Raw genomic sequence first — 24,392 nt, 5'->3', positions numbered from 1 at the left:
AATCGTTATGAAAATTAAATCATTCATTTTAGGAGCCTTTTTATTGGCAGGTCATAGTTTATTTGCCCAGTTTGTGCAAAAACCACTTCCGTATGCATACAATGCATTGGAACCAAACATTGATGCACAAACTATGGAAATTCACTATTCCAGACACCATGCTACTTATGTTAAAAACCTGAACGATGCTGTAAAAGGTACTCCTGCCGAAAAACAAAGTATTGAAGAAGTATTAAAATCCTTAAACAAGAACAATGCCGCTGTTAGAAATAACGGAGGTGGACATTACAATCATGAATTGTTCTGGTCTATATTAACCCCTGAAAAGAACACTGCTCCTTCAGCAGAATTAACTCAGGCTATTAATGCACAGTTTAAGTCTTTAGACGAATTAAAGAAAAGAATAAACGATGCTGCTGTTAAAAGATTTGGTTCTGGTTGGGCATGGCTTCTTGTAAATGCAGATGGTAAGCTACAAGTTAGTTCTACAGGTAATCAGGATAATCCTTTGATGCCTTTTATATCTACACAAGGTACCCCTATTTTAGGTATTGATGTATGGGAGCACGCTTATTACCTAAAATATCAAAATAAAAGAGCAGATTATCTGGGCAATATCTGGAACGTAATTAACTGGACAGAAGTTAGCAGAAGATACGCTGAGGCTAAGAAATAAAAAACGCTATAAGTTTAAAACCACAAAGGGCACTAAGTTCTCAAAGATTCGATACATCTCTGCGTTCATAGTGTCCTTTGTGGTTATTGTATTTTAATCAAGAGTTACCTCTCCCAGTTTTAGGTATTTTTGATAAAGCTGATTGTATACTTCCACTTTATCTTGTTCTGGCTTATACACTCTATCAAATCCTGCAGACAGCTTTTGCTGGGCTTCTTCTAAAGTAGGATAAATCCCTGCCGATACTGCTGCAAACATAGCAGCACCTAAAGCACAGGTTTGTTCGCTACTGGCAATTCTTATTTCCTTATTTAGCACATTAGACAGCGTTTGCATCACATATTCCGATTTTTTTGAAATCCCTCCGGTTGCTATCACACTTTCAATATTGATTCCTTCGTTATTAAAACGTTCTGATATAGCTCTTGCTCCAAAAGCCGTTGCTTCTACAAAAGCTTTAAATACAGAAATAAAATCAGTGGATAAAGACAGGTTAAATATGGCCGATTTTAAATGATGATTAACATCTGGAGTACGTCTGCCATTTATCCAATCTAAAGCAATCACATCGTTTGGTGTTACCGGTAGTTTACTGGCCTCTGCCGAAAGAAAGTTCAGGATGTTTCCATCTATTTCGTTCAGCTTCTCCTCATCCACATAATCTCCCATCAACTTTTTCATCGGATTAAACAATAGGTTTTTAAACCAGTGGTATAAATCACCAAATGCAGATTGACCGGCTTCTAATCCCAAAAATCCCGGAGTAATAGAACCGTCTACCTGTCCGCATATTCCGTTTACCAAATGAGATTTATGCTTATCCAATGGTGCAATAACCATATCGCAGGTAGATGTACCAATTACTTTTACCATAGTATAAGGCGCAATATCGGCACCTACTGCTCCAAAATGGGCATCTAATGCTCCTACTGCAACTGTTACATCTTTAGGTAAACCTAATTTTTCTGCCCATTCCGCTGTTATTGTTCCTGCACAGGTATCAGAAGTATAAGTATCCTTATACAATCTATCTCTTAGTCCTTTTAACCGAGCATCTAAGGTTACCAAAAACTCTTCAGACGGCAAACCATCAAACTCTTCATTCCACATGGCTTTGTGTCCGGCTGTACATCTGCTTCTTTTAATATCTTCCGGGCGATTTACTCCAGTTAATAAAGCAGGCATCCAATCGCAGTGCTCCACCCATGAATAAGCATGCTGATAAATCTGATCGTCTTTTCTGGTAATATGAAGCAGTTTTGCCCAAAACCATTCTGATGAATACAACCCACCTGAATATTTGGTAAAATCAACAGCCCATTTTCCCGAAAGCTCGTTAATCTCATCTGCTTCCTTGTTAGCGGTATGGTCTTTCCATAATACAAACATAGCATTAGGGTTCTCGGCAAACTCAGGCAACAAAGCTAAAGGTGTCCCCTGCTTATCAACCGCTACCGGAGTTGATCCTGTAGTATCAATAGCAATACCTTTAATATTTGCAGCTACTGCTTCTCCTACCTGCTTTACTACAGATTGGATGGTGTTTTCCATTCCTTCGATATAATCCAAAGGATGCTGTCTGAATTGAGAAAGAGAGGCATCACAATATTTACCTTCTTTCCATCTTCTATAAGGATGTACGGCACTGGCAAGTTCCTTTCCGGTAAGGGCATCAACCAACAAAGCCCTTACCGAATCGGTACCATAATCCAAACCTATCACTAACTTTTGAATCGTCATGCTATTATGCAAACTTTTTACCTTCTACATCTACGTTACCGCAGAAATGAACTTTAATTCCTAATTCAGCAATTGCAGCTGCTTTTATACGACAAGCTTTATGAGCAGAAGCCTCATCATCTGTATAAACTACATGAATGTGGTTTGCTTTATGCCTTCCCATCATCTGGTCTCTGCTAACACCGTCCAATGTAGCATTCATAATTGGCCATTGGTGATTAGTCAAATCCCATCTTCTTTGTGTTTCTTCTAAAGGAAGTGTTACAGACTTACCTACACCAATATCGCAATGTAACTCGTCGTTTTCTATAAATATACGGCTCCATACTATATTTCCGGCTCTACTGATCCCTCTTAAAGTACCACCACCTTTTCTAAAGAACATAGCTGGCTGTCTGATACTATCTGCTCCTTTATAGCCACCTTCAAAATGCGCTGCCGGAACTGCTCCGGAAATCATAAATGTCCAGATGTAGTCGTCAATGTTTTCGTTTTTGAAATGTTCGCCCCAACGAAGGTCATGCAAGGTATTTTCTGGCGACAAACCTAATTCCTTCCATAATCTGTAAGTTAATAGGGTGTCTATACCTGCGCATTCGTCTACTTCATTAAAATGCGGCAATGCTTCTCCTGCATAAAGTTCTCTGCCATCTTCTGAATATACCGGAGGTCTTTCTACGTTATTCAATAAACCCTCAACCAAATCACTTGCAGGCACCAGGTCTTTTAGTCCTTGTTGATATTGTATACCTATAGTATCACAACCAAACTCATCAGCTAAACGTACAGCAGCAATATACATTTTGCACTGTATTAAAGATTGATTTCTGGTCAATTCAGTTTCTTCTACTGTTCCCCAGTCAAACTTCATACCTTTATCCAGCAACCATTGAAGTGCTTTTTCTGCATCTTCATCGTTTACCTCTAACATTTTTGCGTATAAGGTAGACTGACTTAGTCTTTCTTTAAAAATACCGGTAGCATGCAACAAATGGTCAGGAACTATAGCATTAAACATGCCCATACAACCTTCGTCAAACACCCCCATAATGGCTTTGTTATCTTTAAGGTTTTTCCCGAAAGCACGTCCTTTTTGTTCGTCTTCTGCTGGTAAAGTTACCTTATCCAGGTCTTTAACATGACTGTAATCTTGTGTAACCTTCCCTGTTGACAACCATTCTCTCAATCCTTTAATAAAGAATTCATCGGTAAAGTCTAAACTCCACAAAAAGCTATACTCTACCTCTGCCTTTGTCAGAGATCCCGTAAGGTTAAGCGCACCCACTAATCCCGGAAATTCACCGCTCCAATTAGCTGCTACTAAAATTGGACCTTTGTGTGTCGTTAATCCGGCAAGAACGTGGTGACTATACTGCCAAACACTTTCTGCAACTATTAAAGGTGCATGAGGATCTATATTTTTAAAAACTTCGATTCCCATACGTTGCGAGTCTATGAAACCGTGTTTCTTAACAGCATCATAACCGTGTGCTCTTTCTACTTTCCATCCTTCTGCTTCAATGGCTTTACCTAAAAGGGCTTCCATTTCTGACTGTGCCTGCCAACAGCTTATATTGGCCGATGGGCGTAAATCGCCACTACATACTAAGCTAATTTTCTTCTCTGTATTCATTATTATAAAGGTTTAGAATGAAGAATTATAATTGGATAACATATCATATACATATACCCAATATTTCGTTGTCTATACAAATATCAGAAGCAAATAGGTGAAAAATCTGCGAGTTATTACCTTCTTTATTCAACATATTATCATATTTTATGGAGAATCATTTTTTTTCTGTTAAATTAGATTCAAGCTTTAAGCTAGACCTAGATTATACTAGAAAACCTATTTGATTAGAACACATATTAAATTGTTAAGGGTATGAATATGAAGGCTCAATTCCACAAGGTTCCTACTAGATTACAAACGTCTTATAGTATACGGAACGATGTATCTGCTAATTTTGGCACAATATGGCATTACCATCCCGAACTGGAACTTCATTATGTAAAAAAGGGTGAGGGTTTAAGATTTATCGGAGATAATATCAGTAACTTCTCTGCTGGGGAAATGGTCTTATTAGGCGAAAACCTCCCCCATACCTGGAGATGTAAGGATGAGTATTTCTCGCATAACAGTGATCTTAATGTTGAAGCTACGGTAATACATTTTTTACCTAACTGCCTGGGACAAGATCTATTGAATCTGCCAGAGGCTTTTCAAATACCTAAACTTTATGAGAAAGCAAAAAAGGGCCTGATTATTAAAGGTAACACTAAAAAAAGACTGGAAGTACTAATGCATGACGCTCTGAATGCGGTTAATTTAGATAGATTATCTATTCTGCTGTCTATTTTAAATACACTGGCCTATACAGAGGAATATGAATTTATTACTTCTACCAATGCTTTCTATAAAGCTAATAATTCTGATACGGAGCGTATAAATAAAATATGTACTTATACTTTAACCAATTATAAAAATGAGATTACACTTGAGGAAATATCCTCGTTAAGTAATTTAAGTGTGACTTCTTTTTGCCGGTATTTTAAGCAGATGACCAAAAAGACTTTTTATGATTTTTTAACAGAAATAAGAATAAGTCATGCCTGCAGAATGTTGGTTAAAGAAACAATGACGGTTGAAGGTATTAGTATGGAATGCGGTTTTAATAACCCTTCTAATTTTTACAGACATTTTAAGAAAGTGATGGGCTGCACTCCTGTAGAATATAAAAGCAAGTTTAAATAATAGAGAAGGGGTTGTATCAAAAGAACCTTGTCATCCCGATCGCAGTCGAAGAATCTCTTTCAGAAGTACTTAGGTAAGAGTTTTCTCTTCGCTGTACTCATCGAAATGACAACATTTTTATTTTTTATACAACCCCTCTTCGAATTATATATTACTGAAGGTTTAGTCTAAAGATTTGGATATAACCATCAACCATTCTGTTATACAGCAAACTTTTCCCGTCTTTTGACCAGGATACCGCACTGGATGGTTTCTCTGTATCAGAGAAGTTTTTAGTTAACTGCTCTGTTTTATTATTCTTAATATCAGAAACATATACTGAGTTCTGTGCCACATAAGCTAATGCTTCTCCGTTGGGACTTATATTCACACCACTTTGCATATCAAACTGGTTATGGGTCAATTGCTTTACCTCACCACTATTGATGTTGACCGCAAAAGCGTTGATAAAACCGGCTGTATCTTTAGATAGAAAAATAACCTGACTACCATCTGGTGTTGTTCTAAGCCAATGGCGTGGTCCCTGCACTCCATTTGTTAAATGGGTAATTCTTCTTTGTGAAACTCCTGCTGGAGTGTAAGGTCGTTTATTCACGGTGCCTTGTAATGGACGATCAGGACCAAACTGTGTCAGGTCACTTGGTAAATCTACCACAAAAACTTCTGTTTTAACCTGTCCGTTTTCTCTTACATTCCCCTGAAAAGCAATGGCTTTCGGTTGCTTTGAGCCATCAGCTTTCTGATAACCATCTTGCCCAATCCAGCATTCATCAAAAGCCCTGTCTATCTGATCGGTATTATCCGCTGGGTTTTCTACTACATCAGCAACTAAAACAGAAAACATTTCTCCGGAATTATTCTCTAAACTACCATCGTCTTTAACCGATACTTTTTTAGGGAACATGACTCCAATAGTACGCAAATCTTTAACAGAAGAATCTGTTTTTGCCAATTGTTCCATTACATAATCATTATATGTAAACGAAATATATTGTCCGTCTCCGCTCCATGAATGAGCATGTGTTCCCCCTCTTAAAGCTCCCGGTGTAAACGGAGCATTGATATCCCGGGCATCCATAAAAATGGCCTGATTAGGATTGGTAATATCTATAGCTACACCCGTTCTTCTGGTAAAATCGTAAGGACGGTTTTTATCGGCATTTCTTATTCCCTGAATAAAAATAACTCTATCTTCTGTTGGCGAAAAAGTTGCCGCCCCTACTCCTGGACCAAACTCTGTCTGATTTTGAGTATGGTAAATCTCCCTGATTTCTCCTGTTTCTATGTTTAGTATTTCTATACTTGGTGTAGCTCCTATTTTTGTATCGTCGTTTCTGGTATCGTAAACCACCCATTTCCCATCCTGAGAAAATATTTGGGTATGATTAAGCATGTGACCTTTTTGATCAAAAGTCAGTTGTTTTTCCTGGTACTGCATGTTCGTTCCTTTTAATGTACAAGCACTCATAATCGTCACTAAAGATAGTGCAAACACCGGCTTTATACTCTTTCTTTTTAAATGACATAAATTAATTTGTGCTTTTCTCATCGCTCTTAATTTTTTGATATAACGAATATATCAATAAGGACATAAAACGATGTGGCTGGTTTTGGCTGATGTATAGCAGAAATTATCATGCTGTCCTACTTTAAGGTATTTATTGTTATGTCATTAGCGATTGGGATACTTTACATAACTCTCCTCTTATTGAAATAAAGCATCGTTGTCCAACTTTCCGAATATTTTTGTAAATAAATATTTATTTCTAAATTAGCGGCAACAGAAAAGGAAATGGTGTTCTTCCTTACCCAACCGCTCTGCAAGAGCTGATGACGCCTGATTAAATTAAATAATTAACTTTTTAATCGGGAAAGTCATGTCTAAAAAAGAAAATAAATCATTCGCTGTAAAAATAAATCTGTTTGTCAAGGTGTTTTTCAGACATTACCCTGCCGCACTTTATATCATAAAATGGCTCTTCATTAGTCTGGTTATTGGAATACTGGTAGGTTCTGCTTCAGCTGGTTTTCTAAAATCTCTGGACTGGGCAACCCAGTATCGTGAAAACCATTTATGGCTAATTGCCCTCTTACCTGTTGCTGGTTTTGCTATTGGTTTACTTTATCATTATTATGGCAAAGACGTTGAAGCAGGGAATAATTTACTTTTGGAAACCATCCATACGCCCAAGGAAACCATTCCTTTTAAAATGGCTCCCTTAGTTTATATAGGAACAATTACCACCCATTTATTTGGTGGATCTGCCGGACGCGAGGGGACTGCATTACAAATGGCAGGCTCTATATCCGATCAGCTAAGTAAACCTCTAAAACTGACTCCGGCTGAAAGGAAGATATTGATTATAGCTGCTATAGCTGCCGGTTTCGGGTCTGTTTTTGGTACTCCACTAGCTGGAGCTATATTTGGCATGGAGGTATTCTTAATAGGCAGGTTAAGATACGATGCTATATTTCCTGCTTTCTCAGCTTCTATTATTGCAGATTTGGTTACTAAACTATGGAATGCTAAACATACCCACTATCATATTGATTTTATTCCTGACATCTCGTTACCGAATATCTTGTATGCGGTTTTAGCAGGTATATTTTTTGGCTTATGTGCTGCAATATTTAGCAAATCCATGCATTTTACAGGAAAGCTATTTAAGAACAATATTTCTTATCCGCCATTAAGACCCTTTGTTGGTGGGATAATTGTTGCTTTAGCTGTCCTCACCATCGGGAGTACTAAATATATTGGTTTAGGTATTCCTGTTATTGTAGATTCTTTTGCTACACAACTCCCCGCTTATGATTTCCTGCTTAAAATGATATTTACTATTGTTACCTTATCTGCGGGCTTTAAAGGAGGAGAAGTTACCCCACTCTTTTTTATCGGGGCAACTTTAGGAAATGCCCTTTCTTTCTTTATTCCTTTACCGTTTGGATTGCTTGCAGGAATGGGATTTGTTGCTGTATTTGCCGGAGCCACCAATACACCTATTGCCTGCACTTTAATGGCCATGGAATTATTTGGGACAGAATGTGGCGTATACGTAGCCATAGCCTGCATTGTAGCTTATCTTTTTTCTGGAAATAACAGTATTTATGGCAAACAGGTTATTGGCGAACCTAAACATCATAGATTCAGTTCTTTTGAAGGCAGAAGAATTGGTGATATTTGATTTTTAGTTCTTTTTAGGAAAGGATTTTTGTGAATGCTCTATAGTTTATAGTCAATTGTCCATAGTCGATAGACCATAGTTCATCATTCATAGTTTATAATCGTTCATCGTTTTAAAAATTCATCATTCTATAGTTCATAGTTATAACAAGTTCATCATTCAGAAGTTCATCTCGTTCCTACCTCAAACAAACCACGTCACCCTGAGGCTCTCGAAGGATCTGTTCGTTAATTGGTAATAACTGTTAACACTTACTGGTTTAGGATTCTGATAATGAGATTGCTTCGTTCCTCGCAATGACGATTTGTTTTATAGTCCATGGTCGATAGTCGATAGACCATAGTTCATCATTCATAGTTTATAATCGTTCATTGTTTTAATCGTTCATCATTCAGAAGTTCATCTCGTTCCTACCTCAAACAAACCACGTCACCCTGAGGCTCTCGAAGGGTCTGTTAGTTAATTGGGAATGACTGTTAATCCTGACTGCTGTAGGATTCTGATAATGAGATTGCTTCGTTCCTCGCAATGACGACGATTTATTTTATAGTTTATAGTCCATTGTCGATAGACCATAGTTCATCATTCATAGTTTATGATCGTTCATTGTTTTAATCGTTCATCATTCTATAGTTCATAGTTATAACAATTCAACATTGAACATTAAAAATATTATCAGGCTGAGGATCCCGAAGTCTACACAACTCCCCACCTCAGCCCGAAAACCTGAGATTATTCAAACTCTTTAGCGGCCAGGTATCTTTCTGCTTCTAAGGCAGCCATACAACCAGTACCTGCAGCGGTAATAGCTTGTCTGAAGATTTTATCCTGTGCATCGCCAGAAACAAAAACTCCGGGAACTTTTGTAGCTGTACTATCCGGATTAGTAATAATATATCCGGTTTCATCCATATCTAACCAATCTTTAAAAATATCGGTATTAGGTTTATGGCCAATAGCAACAAAGAAACCTGTTACTGCAATATCTTTCTCTTCCTTAGTTTGGTTATTGAAAACTTTTATGCCGGTTACAGATTTTCCATCGCCCAACACCTCTTTAGTTTCAGAGTTATACAACACTTCAATATTTGGTGTATTTAACACCCTTTTAACCATTGCTTTAGAGGCCCTGAACTCGTCCCTTCTAACCAACATGTAAACCTTATTACACAATTTAGCCAGATAAGTAGCTTCTTCTGCTGCAGTATCTCCGGCACCTACAATGGCTACATCCTGATTTTTAAAGAAAAAGCCATCACAAACCGCACAGGCAGATACTCCAAAACCATTATATTTCTGTTCTGATTCTAACCCTAAATATTTTGCAGAAGCACCTGTAGAAATAATTACAGTATCAGCAAGAATAGTTTTGGTATCATCTACCACCACTTTATGTACCGATCCTGAGAAATCTACCGATGATACATAACCAAAACGGATATCTGTACCAAAGCGCTCTGCCTGTTTACGAAAATCTTCCATCATTTCGGGTCCCATCACACCTGCCGGATAACCAGGAAAATTCTCTACATCAGTAGTTTGGGTTAACTGCCCTCCCATCTGCATACCCGTAATCATAACCGGTTTCAAATCAGCTCTGGCAGCATAAATAGCTGCAGTATACCCTGCAGGCCCAGATCCTATGATTAAACATTTTACGTGTTCTAATTCTTCAGTCATTTCTTTAGTTTAATGATACAAATATATCGTTGACCATTAAGCAAGGCAACGGTCAGTCTGCTTTATTACAATTAGATTATGCTTTCAGAGATTTAAGGATTTTTTTAACCAAACCCGGTCCTTCGTAAATAAAACCGGTGTAAATCTGCACTAAAGCTGCACCTGCTTCCAGTTTTTCTTTAGCATCTGCAGCCGAATGGATACCGCCTACTCCAATAATAGGAAATGCTTTATTGGATTTTTCTGAAAGATATTTGATAACCGCTGTCGATTTATCCTTTACAGGTTTTCCGCTCAATCCACCTGCCTCTTTTTTAAGGTATTCAGGCGAGCTTAAATCTTCTCTGGAAATAGTTGTATTTGTTGCTATAACTCCCGCAATTTTAGTTTCCAATACAATCTCTACAATATCATCTAACTGATCGCTTGTCAAATCGGGTGCAATCTTCAATAAAATAGGGCGATAAACCCCTGATTTACCATTCCTTTCCTGTAATGTATTCAAGATATTCTTTAAAGGTTCTTTCTCTTGTAATGCCCTCAGGTTAGGAGTATTTGGAGAGCTTACATTCACAACAAAATAGTCTACCACATCAAACAACCTATCAAAACATTTGATATAATCGTTAACCGCATCTTCATTAGGCGTATTCTTGTTTTTACCTATATTCCCCCCTATCAAAATCCCTTCTCTTTTAACACTTTCCAGCTTTCTGGCCAAAACATCTACCCCTTTATTATTAAATCCCATGCGATTAATAATAGCCTCGTCTTTTGGCAGTCTAAACATTCTGGGTTTATCATTTCCGGGTTGCGGCAACGGAGTCACGGTTCCAACTTCTATAAAACCGAAACCAAAATTGGCAAGTTCTTCAATATACTCTCCATTTTTATCAAAGCCTGCAGCCAGTCCTACAGGGTTTTTAAACTTTAATCCAAAAACTTCTCTTTCTAGAGATTTATCGTCATACCTGAATCCAGCTTTAATTATTTTAGGTAAACCCCATACTTTTTGGGCTCTTTGCAATGTTCCGGTTACAAAATGATGAATTTTTTCAGGATTAAATTGAAAAAAAATCGGCTTTAGAAATTGATACATGCCGCAAATGTAATTATTATCTTAAAATAATCAGAGGGTACATTTCTCAAATTCATAAATAGTTAAAGAGCCTGTCATTTACAGAGCAATATACCCGTCCATTCCCTCCCCAAACAAGAGATAAATATTCTCATCAGATAAGTTTAAACAGACTCTTATTTATTTTATTTTTGGTGAATATTAATCTATTGTACATGCGTCTCAAAAAACATCTGACCTATTTTGCTGCCAGTATGACTTTATGGTCTTGCTCGCAGTCTAACTCTAAACAAACTGATCATGAAACCAATCAGAATGTAGTTGTTGATTCTGCTTCTGCCATTACAGAAGCTCCCAAAACGGTAATAGCTCAAAACAAAGATTTTGTCCCCAATGAATTGGGTAAAGTAATGGTTTTAGAATACCATCTTATTGGTGAACCCGAAGACCGTTGGCGAAGGACTCCGGATAACCTGAGAAAAGATTTAAAAATGCTTTATGAGAATAATTTCTATCCGGTTTCTGTTCTGGATCTTGCTTATGGAAAATTAGATATACCTGCCGGAAAAACGCCTTTTGCTTTAACTTTTGACGACTCCAGCGGTGGCCAATTCAGGTATATCGAAAAAAACGGAAAGTTAGAAATAGATCCGGACTGTGCTGTTGGTATACTGGAAGATTTTAAAAAGAAACATCCGGATTTTCCACTAACCGCAAGCTTTTATGTATTACCTGCCATTAAGCCTAATTTAAGATTGTTTGCACAGCCAGAATACAAAAAAGAAAAGTTAGAATGGTTAATTAAAAATGGGTACGAAATTGGTAATCATGGCTGGTATCATGTGCCTTTAAATAAACTGGATGATGCCGGTGTACAAAAGCATCTAGGAATGTTTGTAAAAGAAATTAAAGAATTTATCCCCGATTATGAAGTTCGTAGTTTAGCACTTCCTTTAGGAATGCGGGCAAAAAACAAGTCTTTAGAGTCTAAAGGCAAATTTGAAGATGTATCTTACCATCATGAGGCTGTTTTATTAGTAGGTTCGGCAACTTCAGTTTCTCCATACCATAAAGATTTCAACCGATTGGAGATAGAACGTGTACAGGCTGGTGATACCTCTTATGGTCCTGAACATTTTATGAACCTTCAAAACAAAAACAAAACACGTTATTACAGCGATGGAGATCCTAAAACCATTACTGCTCCTGAGTCTTATCAAGAACAAATTAATCCATCATTAAGTAAACAGTATAAAATTGTTTGGGTTAAGGATGCCGAAAACGGGAAATAGAATATTTTTCATTTCATAGAGATTGTATTCACAAGATCTTGTTATCTGAGGAATAATTCAAATCAATATAGAATGAATTACAGCAAGAGATTGCTTCGTTGTAACCTTTCCAATGAATCAGAACAGGCTCTCCTAATGACAAAAACTCACTTCACAGCAAGGTCTCTCTAAAAAGACCTTGCCTGGTTATTTAGGGATTAATAGACCTGGGTAATGAGATACTGAAACAAGTTCAGCATAACTATAGAGCTTTTTTGTGCATTAACTTAACGCAATGACTTCACAGCAATGCCTCTCTAAAAAGAACATCACATATTTATTTCATGAGTAATACCATAAAAAAGAAGGTGTCTAAAAAATCGAATTTGTCACATTGAGCGGAGTCGAAATATGTATCCAAGTAATACTGAAGAGGCTTAGACTGAGTTTATCCTGAGCCTGATGAGGGGCTTAGCCTGACAAAAAAACACTAATTTGAGACAGTCTCTTTTTATTAGACACTTTCTTATAATTAAAGCTATTCTTTCCTCTAAAATCATGTTATTTAGCAATCTGAAATATAACCAGAAGGCTCATTCCTGATATAAAAAACCATAATACTACCCCCAAAGCAAGTGTCTTTAATCCTACAGACCTCAGTACATTTGCCGTTAAACCACTACCTATTAAAAATAAAGTCAAGTTTAATCCCGCTTTAGACAAGTGTACAATATAAGCACTTATGTATTGTACGCCTGTAAAATAGGTATTGGCCAACATTGCCAGTATAAACAAACCTATAAAGTACGGAATCTTTATTTTTGACTCTGTATTTTTAAAGAATACCGCAGACAATACAGATAAAGGGATAATCCAAAGTGCTCTCGCCAGTTTAACCGTTGTAGCTACTTCTAAAGCCTGTGCACCATATTTACTTGCTGCACCAACCACAGAGCTGGTATCGTGTATAGCTATTGCACACCATAATCCAAACTGAGTCTGACTTAGGTTTAAAATATGTCCCAAATAAGGAAATACAAATAATGCCACTGAATTAAGGACAAAAATTACGCCTAATGCCACAGAAGTTTGGTTTTCTTTTGCTTTTACAATAGGTGAAATAGCAGCTATAGCACTTCCACCACAAATTGCTGTACCAGCAGCTATCAAATAGCCCGTTACCTTTTCTATTTTAAGTTTTTTGGTTAACAGAAGTTCTAAAAACAAAGTAGTAGCTATAGAGACCACACTAAAAAGCATCCCATTTTTTCCTGCCTGCAATGCACTGTTTACATTCATTCCAAATCCCAAACCAACCACTGCAACCTGTAAAAGAATATGAATAGCCTTGTGATTAAGCGTTATATAAGGATGCCCTATCAGCTGAATAGTTAAAATACCTAACAACAAAGCTACTGAAGGGCTAGCCAACGGGGTTAGGCACAATAAGGCGAGAGTTATAAAAAGTGTCTTTTGAAGATAGGTGTTCTTTTCAAAAAAGAGAAGACATTGTTTTCGTGTTTCTAAAATATTCATGTCGTGTGATTTGATAGTACAAATCTGCAACGACTACGATTCTAAAAGAAATAGTTATTTTTAATAAGCCATTACTTAAAGTTATAACGGAAAGCAAAATTCTTAAACAGCTCTATCAATGAGGCTGTTTCTCCCTGTGGCTCCATAAAGTAAAAATACCGCTCAATAGTCAGGTCTTTTACATCTACAATGGTAAACCTTTTATCCGTCAGCTCGCTTACTACTGAATGTACAGACAAAAAAGTAAAACAATTACTATGTTGTAAATACGCCTTTATACTTTCAGAATTCCCCAATTGCATTTCTCTGTTAAGCTCGCTTATTTTAATGTTAAACGGCTTTAAGTGATGGGCAATAATCTCCAACGTCCCCGAACCTGGTTCACGTAATAATAAAGGTATTTCTTTAAGCTCTTCTATCTCAATAAATGCTTTTTTTGCGAGTTCGTTATTACTATTGGTTACCAGTACAATCTCATCTTTAAGAAACTCGGTATATTTAAACATGTTATTTCTTGACCGCCCCTCTACAATCCCTAAATCTATCTTTTTCTGTTGCAGCAAAAGATCTATTTTCTCAGAGTTATCTATCGTTAACGAAACTTTAATATCTTTATATTTCTGATGGAATCCGGCCAATACTGGTGGTAATATATATTGGGCCACGGTAGTACTTGCCCCTATTCTTAATGTTCCTTTATGTCTTTCGTTAAGATTATTGATATCATAATCGAGCTGTCGGTAAATAGAAAAAATCTGCTCGGTATATTTCAGCAAAGTTTCTCCTGCTAAAGTAAGTGTAATTTTAGTTCCGTTACGCTCAAAAACTTTCGATTTCAGATAAGATTCTATTTCTTTGATATGTTTTGTTACCGCAGGCTGCGTTATATTAAGCTCTTCTGCTGCTTTAGTAAAATTAAGTCTTTTGGCTACGGTATGGAATACTTTTAATCTAAAATCAAACATAACTCCTAAGTTAAGCGATTTTTTATTTTCAAGACAGTATATAGCACCTTTTCTTTTCTGGTTACAGCTGGTTTTGTTGTTGGCATTTTATTTATTTTTATGCTTTACACTTCCTTTATTTATTTTCTTCTCCTTAGCCTTCTGCACTTTTTATATCTGCTCGTATTACTGCTTTCTAATAACTTGTAAATCTATTTTAAGACAAGACAAAATCTTAGCCTATAATAATTTAGAGCTGTCTCAGGTTAAAAGAGACAGCTCTAAAAGTTATAAAATGCAATTATTTTACAGTTACTTTTTGATTATAGTTAAGGTTATCACCTGTTAAATTGATAACATATATCCCCTTTGCTATTCCATTTGGCAAGAGATATGTTATTTTATGGTTTGTAACAGTTACTGTGCTAGCAGCTACCAATTTACCTTTAAGGTCAGCAACTTTTAGCTCTACACTTTTGCCTTTAAAGTTTGGCAATGCAATGTTAAGTTTTTGTGTAGTGGGGTTTGGATAAATACTTATTTCGGCCTGGGCTAAAGCAAAGTTAACAGACCTTACACCAGAATAATCTAAAGTACCGTCTTTATCATATTGTACCAAACGGTAATAATTTGTTCCGGCTAATGGAGTTAAATCTTGATGTTGATAGGATGCTGCTATCCCCTTTCCAGGTACTTTAGCAATTACAGCCCATTTTTTACCATTAGCACTACGTTCTACCTCAAACCTATCGTTATTAGTTTCGCTTTCGGTTTTCCAAATTAATAAAGCTCCTTCATTATTTTTTTGTACTTGAAAGCTTGCCAGTTTAACTGGTAAGGCTGAAGAGACTGTTAAATAAGGTCTGGTTGCACTATTATAGTGTTTTTTAAAATCTATTGTGAAATAATACTTTTTGCCAGGTACTATATTAGCGGTGGGTTTAATTACAAATTCGTATTCTGATTTATAACCTACTGGTAAGCTATGTGTGTTTGAATTGAAATTGCTTACTACTAAACCGGGCTGAAAGGGGTAATTACTGGTAAGCTGTTTTGTGGTGGGTGTACCATCTGTTATATTAGCAGTACTTACCAATACAAAAGCAGTAGTAGATTCATCTCCTATAATTGTAGAAGTATTCAAATCATCTCCTATTGAATAACAAATACGAGGTATAAAGTTTAAAACTTCCGAATTATCAGGATCACTAATAAGTTCCATTCTCAACCTTAGTACGGTATTCAAATCAACCACTTCTATGGCCGTATTTTCTGCGGCTTTCCAAGTCGCTGTAGTTTCATTGCCATCGTTATTACGCCAACGCCAATTTTTAACATTAATACCGGCAGCAGAAGCTATTTCTGCTAACCCTAAAAAGAAGATTAGTAATAGAAATTGTTTTTTCATTTTTTATTGTATTTATGATTGATGATGATAATACCTGATAGGATAAACATACCAAGAGGCCATAAGCCATATAGCGTATTGGCACTTTGTTTCCACACGGTTACCTGTGTAAGCTCGCTTTCTTTGGTGGGTAGATACATCTTGATATCGCCATTTGCGCTAACAATACCCTTATAGCCTAAATTGCTATTGGCCACCACATATCGCCTGTTCTCTACAGCCCTAAGGCGGTTGTAATAGAAGTGCTGCTTAGGAATAAAGGAGTTTGCAAACCAACCGTCGTTACTGATGTTTACTAAGAAACTGGCTCCAGAAGCCACTAATTTTCTTGCTACTTTGGGCAGACTGGCTTCATTACAGATATAAACTCCCATTTTGCCCCAAGGTGTGGTTATTGGATCTGTTTCTTTACCTTTAGCTACCGAGATTCCTCTATTTTGGTTAAGAGAAACCTGCGTGTTTTCTAACCCGGTTTCTATAATTGCTAATGGATAATTTTTATCGTACCTACCCAGTACTGCACCTTTAGGGTTTAATAAATAGGCGCTATCAAAAACTTGGTTGGTGGCAGCTTGTGTGTTAATACCCAATAAAGTTAAACTATTACTTTGTTGGCTAGGTTTTAGTATCTCATTTACAAAATCATCATTAACCATGTAAGTCCAAGGCACTACCGTTTCTGTCCACACATTAACATCTGCAGGGTAGCTAACTGCCTTTTGGTTAAGCGCCAGCAATTGCCCTACTACTTTATTACCCTCTTCCTCCCATTTGATACGTGGATCTATGTTTTCGGTAAGAAGGTTAATTTTAATCTCCTTACCTTCTTCTTGATGGCTACGGTAAACGTGTAAACCTGCATTTATACCTACAAAAAGCAATAATGCAACAAGCACTCGGTTTACAGCTAAATTACCTTGTATAGCCTCTACAATAAGTACATTAATAAATACTGCGAAAAAGCTAAGGATATAAACGCCACCGAGTTCTGCCAATTGTATGGTATATTTACTTCCTGCCAAGGCATTACCAAAATGGAAATCAAACCAAGGCATGGTAACAAATAAAGCGTCTTTGATATAGTCGAAAAACACCACAATTGCTCCTAATAATAAAGCATTTTTAAAAATAGCTTTAGGCTTTTCTAAATATTTATATAGTCCAAAAACTAACAGAAAGTAAATGCTTAATACCAAGGTAAAAATTAGTAAAACAAACAATCCAGAGATCCAATTTCCGTTGAAAAGTTCTGCACTAATGGGTATCCAGCTAAAAAAACATAAACCAAAACTGACAGCAAAAATTGAAGATAATTGAAGTGTTTGAGTAATTGAAGCTTTATTAAAGCTATAGAGCAATGGAACGAGTGCAGTTGCGGCCAACCAAGGTAGCAGATGAAATAATGCTGTAATAGCAAGTATTCCAGATAGTATAGTTAATAAAATTCTTCTTACAAACATTACTACCTATGAAATAAAAAAAAGTATAACTCAAAAAAAAGGGCAACAGCTAAATTCATAAAGTACCGGAAAAATCTCCAAAGGTACTTTTTTTGACGGCTTATTCGATACAAATAACTAATACTCTTAAAAAAACAGCATAAAACGTTATCATTTTTTATAATATTTCATTCGAAATAGGTTTTCAAATTTTTTAATCGGCTTTACCCTTCAACTGGTGTAGCCTAAGCCCGTGTATTGGATACTTGTGCCTTAATAAATTTAAAATAATTTCTGTCATTTCATGCTACATATCAAAATTCTCATAAGGCACAAGAAGCATTTACCCGCTTAGCATCCCATCATTCTTGCGCCATTGAGGGGGGAAATTCCATTTAAGCAAACTGTAAACATAGGCAAAAGGTTTATAATTGATTTTATCTAAAAAGATATATAAATTTCAAATCATAGCATCAACACACAATAAAAACTTATATTTTAAATACTCAATCACACAAATAAAATATAAAAGATAATAAATTACATAAAAAACAATTCAACAATAATTTATTGTTAAAACAAGATTTTTATAAATCTGTAAATCAAAAAGCTGATTTCTTGAAATCTTCATCAACAACTACTATTTAAATTTTAAATAAAAACAAAAAAAACACCAATAAAAGATTTTTTATTACATAACAAGAAACATTATAGATGTTTAACTATATTTGCATCACAAAAAACAACAGATAAAAACACCAATGATGAACGTTAAACATTAATACTTCAAAAATTTGTGTAGACACCACAAAAAACAAAAACAGAAACATACATAATTTAAAAATTAAACAATTATCTTAAAAAATAACACAAAAAAATGAAATCTATTAAGTTACTTCTATTTATTTCGTTGACTACTTTTGCGATAATGTCATGCAAGAAAAATGATAGTGATGCAAAAGACGAAGAAACACAATCAGAATATTATTTAACTTATAAAGTGAATGGTACAACCGTTACCTCTACAGAATTTACAGCACTAAGAGGGAATGAAGGAGACAACAAAACGTTCACACTTTTAGCTTCAGGAAAAGATAACGCTAATCCAAAGTTTAAATTTTATTTTGTTGAGAACTTTATTGGTATTGTACCAGGATTAACTATTGGTGCTGATCAAACTTCTGGCAGCAGCTATCTTGAATACACCAACAATACCGGACTTTTATTTTCAACCGAAAACGATAGTGAAGGTGGTAGTCTTGCTTTATTTGATGTTACCTACAAAAAAGACGGAGTTGTATCAGGTATTTTCCATGGATACGTAACTTCAAAAAATAACGACAGGGTAGAAATAACTGAGGGAAAATTCAAAGTGAAATTTTCCAACTAATAGACCCATTTAAATTAATTGCATATTCTGAATATTACTTTAAAGCACTTTTATATTGCTACGTATGTACTTCCATACGTGAACCTGCATTTCTAATGAACGGAAATGCAGGTTATTCTATAAGCCCCCCTAAGTAGCCTTTAAGATTGTAAAGGCGCAATGTAGCCTAAGCCTGTGTATTGGATCTTAATAAATTTAAAATAATTTCTTTTATTTCATGCTACATATCAAGATTCTCATAAGGCACAAGAAGCATTTACCCGCTTAGCATATCTCTCATTCTTTCGAGATTAGGCGATTGAGAACTAAAAAAATCTTATTGTTAAGCACTTCTAAAACAGATCTCTCCGCTACGGTCGAGACGACTAAAAGTTTTTATCTTTCTCTTTTGCTGGACCTTAATAAAAAAAAACAGAATTATATGTTGTTAAACCTAATCCAAATCCTCTTCTACAAACTTACGATGACAAAATACTTTTGACACAGCCCAGCTAAATGATATACAGGAGACAGACCCAAGACAGTTCCGACACAAGCGGCACCTTTCTTCGAGTGTTCTTCGGGTATTGTTCGGGAAGTCTTCGGCAAAAAAGACATTTTAAAAAGCATTTCCCGAAGAACTATCGAACAAGTATAAGGCCAAATGCGAACCAATTACGGCACAGGGTCGAGCCAAGTATACAGCATAAACGGAGTTCAGCGAACTTTCGCAGACTTTAACGGAGTTTGATGGACTTTGGGAAGTATTTTTCAGAGAAATGATTTCTCTCTGTATGCATTAGAAAAAACAATTTAATCAATAGTATCTTAAAATAAAAATGAAAGATAACAAATCAAGGGACTGCTATTCCTTATTGGCTATTTCCCCAATAGCATCAAAGCTAAAAAAGGGTTATATCAACAGTAATTTGTTTATTCCGATTTCCGGATGCTTTCGCATGAGTATCTAGTTAAGACCAACACTCCTGTTATGTTGAATTTGATTAAGCATCCAGGTTTACAGATTCTTAATAGTTGGGAGAAGTGCTGAAATAAGTTCTGGCGGATGCAATGATATATAGTTCTTCTCTTTAACTTAATAAAAGTGCTTTAGGAAAAGAATCGGAATTGTATCAAATTAGTAAAATCTATCCCTCTGAACTTCCTGAATCGAGTCTGGAAAAAGCTATTTCAGAGTCTAAAACATAGCCGTTTAACGCTGTAACAGTAGATTCCTAAATATCGGGGCAGGCTCTGAAATAAATTCAGAGCTTGCTCCGATTCGAATAACAAGTTTTTTTAATACAGCTCCTGTTTATAATATTCTGTATGTATTATTTCAGGAAACTTTCTGCTTTTGCCAATGCGCTGGCTATACCTTCCGGGTTTTTACCCCCTGCTGTTGCAAAGAAAGGCTGTCCACCGCCACCACCTTGTATCTCCTTAGCCAATTCTCTTACTATAGTGCCTGCATTTAAACCTTTTTCCTGTACCAGATTTTCGGAAATCATTACGGTAAGATTGGGTTTTCCGTCTATATTTGAAGCTAATACTAAAAACAGGTTATCTACAATATCTTTAACCTGATAGGCTAAGTTTTTAATAGCATCTGTATTGGGCAGGTTAACTTCTGCAGCTATAAAACGTACACCGTCAATTATTTTAGCATTTTCTTTCAACCTATCCTTTAATGCTGCCGCCCGTTCCAGTATTGTTTTCTCTATTTCTTTTTTAAGCTTATTATTTTCTTCTAATAAGGTTTCCAGGCTTCTGGTTACATCTTTAGGATTTTTAAGCAATTCTTTAACTGTTCCCAGCAATCTGGTTTGGGCAACTATATATTCTTCTGCTTTATCTGCAGTAATAGCTTCTATACGCCTTACTCCGGCTGCTACAGCACTTTCTGACACAATTTTAAAGAAACCTATCTGACCGGTTGCTTTAACGTGTGTTCCACCGCAAAGCTCTTTAGAATAATGGTCATCAAAAGTAATTACGCGTACATAATCACCATATTTTTCGCCAAACAGGGCAGTAACACCACTATCCAATGCTTTTTGATAAGGTACGTTTCTTTCTTCTTTTAAAGGAATATTGGCTCTGACTTTTTGGTTAACAATAGCCTCTATTTTTGAGAGTTCTTCTTCGGTTACTTTGGCAAAGTGCGAAAAGTCAAAACGAAGTACATCTTCATTTACCAATGAACCTTTCTGATTAACATGTTCTCCCAATACCGATTTTAAAGCAGCATGCAATAAATGGGTTGCCGAGTGATTATTCTCTGTCAGCGTTCTGGAATGCAGATCTACCCTGGCCAGAAATTCACTTTCCAGGTTTTTGGGCAATTGATCTGTAAAATGGATAATCAGTCCGTTTTCCTTTTTGGTATCGTTAATTATTACTTCTTCACCATCTCCTGTCAGGATACCTCTATCTCCAACCTGACCTCCACTTTCGGCATAAAAAGGGGTTACATCCAAAACCAACTGGTATTGCTCTACTCCTTTTGCTTTTACTTGACGGTATTTTAATATTCTGGACTTGGCTTCTGTAGCATCGTATCCAACAAAGTCCACTTCTTCGCCATCATTTACTACTACCCAATCTCCTGCATCAATTGCCGTAGCGGCTCTTGAACGCTCTTTTTGTTTCTGCAATTCGGCATTAAAGCCATCCATATCAACAGAAAGTCCTTTTTCGCGAGCCATTAACTCGGTTAAATCTATTGGAAACCCGTAGGTATCATACAATTCGAAAGCAAATGCTCCGTTTATTTTTTCGCCTTTATTTTCGGAAATGTATTTCTCAAAACGATTGATACCATTTTCTAATGTTCTCAGAAAAGAGTTTTCTTCTTCGAGAATAACCTTCTGTACAAAGTCTTGCTGGGTAATCAATTCATCAAACACACCTTTAAACTGTGCTGCTAAAATAGGTACCAGCTTATTTAAGAATGGTTCTTTGAATCCAAGATATTGATAGGCATAACGCACTGCTCTTCTCAAAATACGACGAATAACGTATCCTGCCTTATTGTTAGATGGCAACTGACCATCGGCAATAGCAAATGAAATTGCCCTGATATGGTCTGCCATTACACGCATAGCTACTGCTTGCCCCCAATCTGAATCGGTTGGAGTTGCATTGGAGTTATAGTTAACTGCAGAAGATTTTGCTATAAAATCTATCAGCGGAATAAAAACGTCTGTATCATAATTAGAAGTCTTAGCCTGGATAACCCTCACCAAACGCTCGAAACCCATTCCGGTATCAACGTGTTGTGCGGGTAATTTTTTCAGAGAACCATCTTTAAGACGGTTGAATTCCATAAATACGTTATTCCATATTTCTATTACCTGAGGGTCGTCTGCATTAACTAAGGAAGCGCCATCTACTTTTGCTCTTTCCTCATCGGTTCTATTGTCAAAATGGATTTCAGAACAAGGTCCGCAAGGTCCTGTATCTCCCATTTCCCAAAAATTATCTTTTTTACTGCCTTTCAGAATTCTGCTTTCCGGTACCAACGCTTTCCAATAATTATACGCCTCGGTATCCATAGGTAAACCTTCTTTCTCGTCCCCTTCAAACACGCTCACGTATAAACGTTCCTTATCCAGTTTCAGGACATCAGTTAGTAACTCCCAGCTCCATTCTATCGCTTCTTTTTTGAAATAATCGCCAAAGCTCCAGTTACCCAACATTTCAAACATGGTATGGTGGTAGGTATCTATCCCCACTTCTTCCAGATCGTTATGTTTACCCGAAACACGCAGACATCTTTGGGTATCTGCCACCCGCGGATATTTTATAGGGGCTTCGCCCAGAAATAAATCTTTAAACTGGTTCATTCCGGCATTGGTGAACATTAACGTAGGGTCGTTCTTCACCACAATGGGTGCCGATGGAACTATCTGATGGCCCTTAGAAGCAAAAAAATCTAAAAAAGCCTGACGAATTTCTTTAGCAGTCTTATTCATAATAGCTTGCAAAGATAAAAGTTGATTTGGTATTTTCGTGATAAGATTTTCAATAAACACACTTATTTTACGCCTCGTAGCTGTTTTACTATAACATACAGATGTAATACCCTGCTAAACTTGCTATTATGTGAAACAACAATTCGCTTTTAATCTTTTTTTCTAGCATTTTTGCAGCTTTCTTAAAACTATATTTACGTTGATGAAATTAGCACTGCACTATATTTTCTGCATTTTTATACTGGCTACTACATTTTCTTGTGGAAATAACAATCCTAAAAACACTTCATCTCGCAAAGACAGTATTGATTTTGAAAGCCTTAAAGGAATTACATTTAATGAGGTTAAGAGAAAATTTGAAAACGGCTTATCTTTTGACACTATTGGTTTTCAGCAGGAACCGGAATGGGTATTGCGCTTTCAAAGGAATGATTCTGTTGAGGTTTATAGTCCTACCCTAAATAAACTAGTTGGGTTTTATCTGCACCACGATCATAGCAACTATTATAATTTTGCAAGGGAATGGTTTGCTGTAAAATTATTGAGCAAAGACAGTATTATTTTACAACGTTTAGAGGTGAAAAGCCTAAGGGTAAAGAACGATGACCGATCTAATGTTTATATGACTTTTTACTCGGATGAATATATTAAGGATGTACTGCATTCTACTAAAGAGAAGTTAAGGGAACCTGGTTCTAAGGACACCTTATTTGTTAAAGAAAGAATTAAACTGGCTAATGAAAACCCTTTAGATTCCAATTATTTATTTGCTGCCCGAAATCCGGTTAAACTAGAATCAAAAAGCAAAGCTGTAAACGTGGAGGTTTACTCTTCTTTTGATCCTCTTACTAAAAGCAGCTCTTACGATTATTTGTATCCCGAGTTTAAAATTGATATTCAAAACGCCTACAAAAAGTTCAATTATGCCTTCAGGGTTATTGTTGATGTCACCGGCAAAATAACAGTATATGACTTTCCTTCTTACGATGAAGACACCAAAGAAAATCAGTACAAGGTATTACAGGGCATTTGTGATATTTATTTACAGAATTTATTAAAAATAACTCCGGGAAATACTTTAGGGATGCCGCATGCTTCTTTAATTACTTTATATGTGAAAGGGCATTTGTAAGGAATGATTATAAACTATGAACTTTAGAATGATGAATGTTTGAAACTATGAATGATGAACTATGGTCTATAAACGAGCAAAGCCATTACTAAGAATGGAATTGCAACTTAAAAGTGGAGACTTTTTATGCTACTAATTTCTGTTTTTTCCGATAGAACATTTCCATTTCATTAGGCGTTCTATATCCAATTGCAGAATG

Annotated in this window: 16 protein-coding genes and 1 riboswitch; of the genes, 6 read left to right on the top strand and 10 right to left on the bottom strand. The window is 36.2% G+C overall.

All coding sequences use genetic code 11. The features are described 5' to 3' along the window. Positions 1-7: 7 nt before the first annotated feature. A complete protein-coding gene (locus ACFSAH_RS11665; RefSeq protein WP_379662918.1) occupies positions 8-676 on the top strand; it encodes a superoxide dismutase in 669 nt (222 codons plus the stop codon). 93 nt (positions 677-769) lie between these two features. Here the strand turns inward: ACFSAH_RS11665 and ACFSAH_RS11660 are convergent, their stop codons facing one another. Together ACFSAH_RS11660 and ACFSAH_RS11655 are read right to left on the bottom strand one after the other, a co-directional pair. After that, positions 770-2,416 carry a ribulokinase gene (locus ACFSAH_RS11660; RefSeq protein WP_379662917.1) on the bottom strand — a complete coding sequence of 549 codons (1,647 nt, stop codon included), beginning with the start codon at positions 2,414-2,416 and terminating at the stop codon, positions 770-772. Between the two features lie 4 nt (positions 2,417-2,420). After that, the gene (locus tag ACFSAH_RS11655; RefSeq protein ID WP_379662916.1) at positions 2,421-4,049 is read right to left on the bottom strand and encodes a fucose isomerase; all 1,629 of its coding nucleotides are present in this window, start codon (positions 4,047-4,049) and stop codon (positions 2,421-2,423) included. Between the two features lie 261 nt (positions 4,050-4,310). On the opposite strand from ACFSAH_RS11655, the gene ACFSAH_RS11650 reads away from it, so the two are divergent. Continuing rightward, the gene (locus ACFSAH_RS11650; RefSeq protein WP_379663029.1) at positions 4,311-5,174 is read left to right on the top strand and encodes an AraC family transcriptional regulator; all 864 of its coding nucleotides are present in this window, start codon (positions 4,311-4,313) and stop codon (positions 5,172-5,174) included. A gap of 151 nt (positions 5,175-5,325) precedes the next feature. Here ACFSAH_RS11650 and ACFSAH_RS11645 read toward each other — a convergent pair whose 3' ends face one another. Beyond that, positions 5,326-6,723 (bottom strand): DUF3748 domain-containing protein, encoded by a 1,398-nt coding sequence (locus tag ACFSAH_RS11645; protein ID WP_379662915.1) that lies wholly within the window; start codon positions 6,721-6,723, stop codon positions 5,326-5,328. A 230-nt stretch (positions 6,724-6,953) separates the two neighbouring features. Next, positions 6,954-7,021, top strand: a riboswitch (Fluoride riboswitch). Positions 7,022-7,051: 30 nt separating this feature from the next. On the opposite strand from ACFSAH_RS11645, the gene ACFSAH_RS11640 reads away from it, so the two are divergent. Continuing rightward, a complete protein-coding gene (locus ACFSAH_RS11640) occupies positions 7,052-8,359 on the top strand; it encodes a voltage-gated chloride channel family protein (RefSeq protein ID WP_379662914.1) in 1,308 nt (435 codons plus the stop codon). A 732-nt stretch (positions 8,360-9,091) separates the two neighbouring features. Here the strand turns inward: ACFSAH_RS11640 and trxB are convergent. Next, positions 9,092-10,039, bottom strand: a complete 948-nt coding sequence (gene trxB / locus ACFSAH_RS11635; RefSeq protein WP_379662913.1) for a thioredoxin-disulfide reductase — start codon at positions 10,037-10,039, stop codon at positions 9,092-9,094. A 76-nt stretch (positions 10,040-10,115) separates the two neighbouring features. Beyond that, positions 10,116-11,138, bottom strand: coding sequence for a quinone-dependent dihydroorotate dehydrogenase (locus ACFSAH_RS11630; protein WP_379662912.1), 1,023 nt, complete (start codon positions 11,136-11,138; stop codon positions 10,116-10,118). 194 nt (positions 11,139-11,332) lie between these two features. Between ACFSAH_RS11630 and ACFSAH_RS11625 the strand changes: the two genes are divergently transcribed. Further along, positions 11,333-12,409: a polysaccharide deacetylase family protein gene (locus ACFSAH_RS11625; protein WP_379662911.1), complete on the top strand. Its 1,077-nt coding sequence runs from the start codon at positions 11,333-11,335 to the stop codon at positions 12,407-12,409. 540 nt (positions 12,410-12,949) lie between these two features. Here ACFSAH_RS11625 and ACFSAH_RS11620 read toward each other — a convergent pair. The 4 genes from ACFSAH_RS11620 to lnt all read right to left on the bottom strand — a co-directional run bounded on the left by ACFSAH_RS11620 (position 12,950) and on the right by lnt (position 17,736). After that, the gene (locus tag ACFSAH_RS11620) at positions 12,950-13,924 is read right to left on the bottom strand and encodes a YeiH family protein (RefSeq protein WP_379662910.1); all 975 of its coding nucleotides are present in this window, start codon (positions 13,922-13,924) and stop codon (positions 12,950-12,952) included. A gap of 71 nt (positions 13,925-13,995) precedes the next feature. Then, positions 13,996-14,889 carry a LysR substrate-binding domain-containing protein gene (locus ACFSAH_RS11615; RefSeq protein ID WP_379662909.1) on the bottom strand — a complete coding sequence of 298 codons (894 nt, stop codon included), beginning with the start codon at positions 14,887-14,889 and terminating at the stop codon, positions 13,996-13,998. Between the two features lie 280 nt (positions 14,890-15,169). Then, positions 15,170-16,276: a T9SS type A sorting domain-containing protein gene (locus tag ACFSAH_RS11610; RefSeq protein ID WP_379662908.1), complete on the bottom strand. Its 1,107-nt coding sequence runs from the start codon at positions 16,274-16,276 to the stop codon at positions 15,170-15,172. Beyond that, positions 16,273-17,736 carry an apolipoprotein N-acyltransferase gene (gene lnt, locus ACFSAH_RS11605; protein ID WP_379662907.1) on the bottom strand — a complete coding sequence of 488 codons (1,464 nt, stop codon included), beginning with the start codon at positions 17,734-17,736 and terminating at the stop codon, positions 16,273-16,275. The genes ACFSAH_RS11610 and lnt overlap by 4 nt, the downstream gene beginning before the upstream one ends. An 856-nt stretch (positions 17,737-18,592) precedes the next feature. On the opposite strand from lnt, the gene ACFSAH_RS11600 reads away from it, so the two are divergent. After that, on the top strand, positions 18,593-19,105 hold the full coding sequence (locus ACFSAH_RS11600; protein WP_379662906.1) for a hypothetical protein: 513 nt from the start codon (positions 18,593-18,595) through the stop codon (positions 19,103-19,105). Between the two features lie 1,313 nt (positions 19,106-20,418). Here ACFSAH_RS11600 and alaS read toward each other — a convergent pair. Next, positions 20,419-23,061 (bottom strand): alanine--tRNA ligase, encoded by a 2,643-nt coding sequence (gene alaS / locus ACFSAH_RS11595; protein ID WP_379662905.1) that lies wholly within the window; start codon positions 23,059-23,061, stop codon positions 20,419-20,421. A gap of 202 nt (positions 23,062-23,263) precedes the next feature. Between alaS and ACFSAH_RS11590 the strand changes: the two genes are divergently transcribed. Continuing rightward, on the top strand, positions 23,264-24,193 hold the full coding sequence (locus tag ACFSAH_RS11590; protein ID WP_379662904.1) for a hypothetical protein: 930 nt from the start codon (positions 23,264-23,266) through the stop codon (positions 24,191-24,193). The last annotated feature ends 199 nt before the right edge of the window (positions 24,194-24,392 follow it).

Source organism: Pseudopedobacter beijingensis (assembly GCF_042678145.1).
In the GTDB taxonomy this organism is placed as follows: domain Bacteria; phylum Bacteroidota; class Bacteroidia; order Sphingobacteriales; family Sphingobacteriaceae; genus Pseudopedobacter; species Pseudopedobacter beijingensis.
This window is presented reverse-complemented; position numbering and strand designations above follow the sequence as displayed.

What these genes read in the sequence shown, in the direction of transcription:
- ACFSAH_RS11665 (WP_379662918.1), top strand. Translation starts at nt 8, where the DNA reads ATGAAAATTAAATCATTCATTTTAGGAGCCTTTTTATTGGCAGGTCAT.
- ACFSAH_RS11630 (WP_379662912.1), bottom strand. Translation starts at nt 11,138, where the DNA reads ATGTATCAATTTCTAAAGCCGATTTTTTTTCAATTTAATCCTGAAAAA.
- ACFSAH_RS11650 (WP_379663029.1), top strand. Translation starts at nt 4,311, where the DNA reads ATGAAGGCTCAATTCCACAAGGTTCCTACTAGATTACAAACGTCTTAT.
- ACFSAH_RS11620 (WP_379662910.1), bottom strand. Translation starts at nt 13,924, where the DNA reads ATGAATATTTTAGAAACACGAAAACAATGTCTTCTCTTTTTTGAAAAG.
- ACFSAH_RS11640 (WP_379662914.1), top strand. Translation starts at nt 7,052, where the DNA reads ATGTCTAAAAAAGAAAATAAATCATTCGCTGTAAAAATAAATCTGTTT.
- ACFSAH_RS11610 (WP_379662908.1), bottom strand. Translation starts at nt 16,276, where the DNA reads ATGAAAAAACAATTTCTATTACTAATCTTCTTTTTAGGGTTAGCAGAA.
- ACFSAH_RS11590 (WP_379662904.1), top strand. Translation starts at nt 23,264, where the DNA reads ATGAAATTAGCACTGCACTATATTTTCTGCATTTTTATACTGGCTACT.
- trxB (WP_379662913.1), bottom strand. Translation starts at nt 10,039, where the DNA reads ATGACTGAAGAATTAGAACACGTAAAATGTTTAATCATAGGATCTGGG.
- ACFSAH_RS11660 (WP_379662917.1), bottom strand. Translation starts at nt 2,416, where the DNA reads ATGACGATTCAAAAGTTAGTGATAGGTTTGGATTATGGTACCGATTCG.
- lnt (WP_379662907.1), bottom strand. Translation starts at nt 17,736, where the DNA reads ATGTTTGTAAGAAGAATTTTATTAACTATACTATCTGGAATACTTGCT.
- ACFSAH_RS11625 (WP_379662911.1), top strand. Translation starts at nt 11,333, where the DNA reads ATGCGTCTCAAAAAACATCTGACCTATTTTGCTGCCAGTATGACTTTA.
- ACFSAH_RS11615 (WP_379662909.1), bottom strand. Translation starts at nt 14,889, where the DNA reads ATGTTTGATTTTAGATTAAAAGTATTCCATACCGTAGCCAAAAGACTT.
- ACFSAH_RS11645 (WP_379662915.1), bottom strand. Translation starts at nt 6,723, where the DNA reads ATGAGAAAAGCACAAATTAATTTATGTCATTTAAAAAGAAAGAGTATA.
- ACFSAH_RS11600 (WP_379662906.1), top strand. Translation starts at nt 18,593, where the DNA reads ATGAAATCTATTAAGTTACTTCTATTTATTTCGTTGACTACTTTTGCG.
- alaS (WP_379662905.1), bottom strand. Translation starts at nt 23,061, where the DNA reads ATGAATAAGACTGCTAAAGAAATTCGTCAGGCTTTTTTAGATTTTTTT.
- ACFSAH_RS11655 (WP_379662916.1), bottom strand. Translation starts at nt 4,049, where the DNA reads ATGAATACAGAGAAGAAAATTAGCTTAGTATGTAGTGGCGATTTACGC.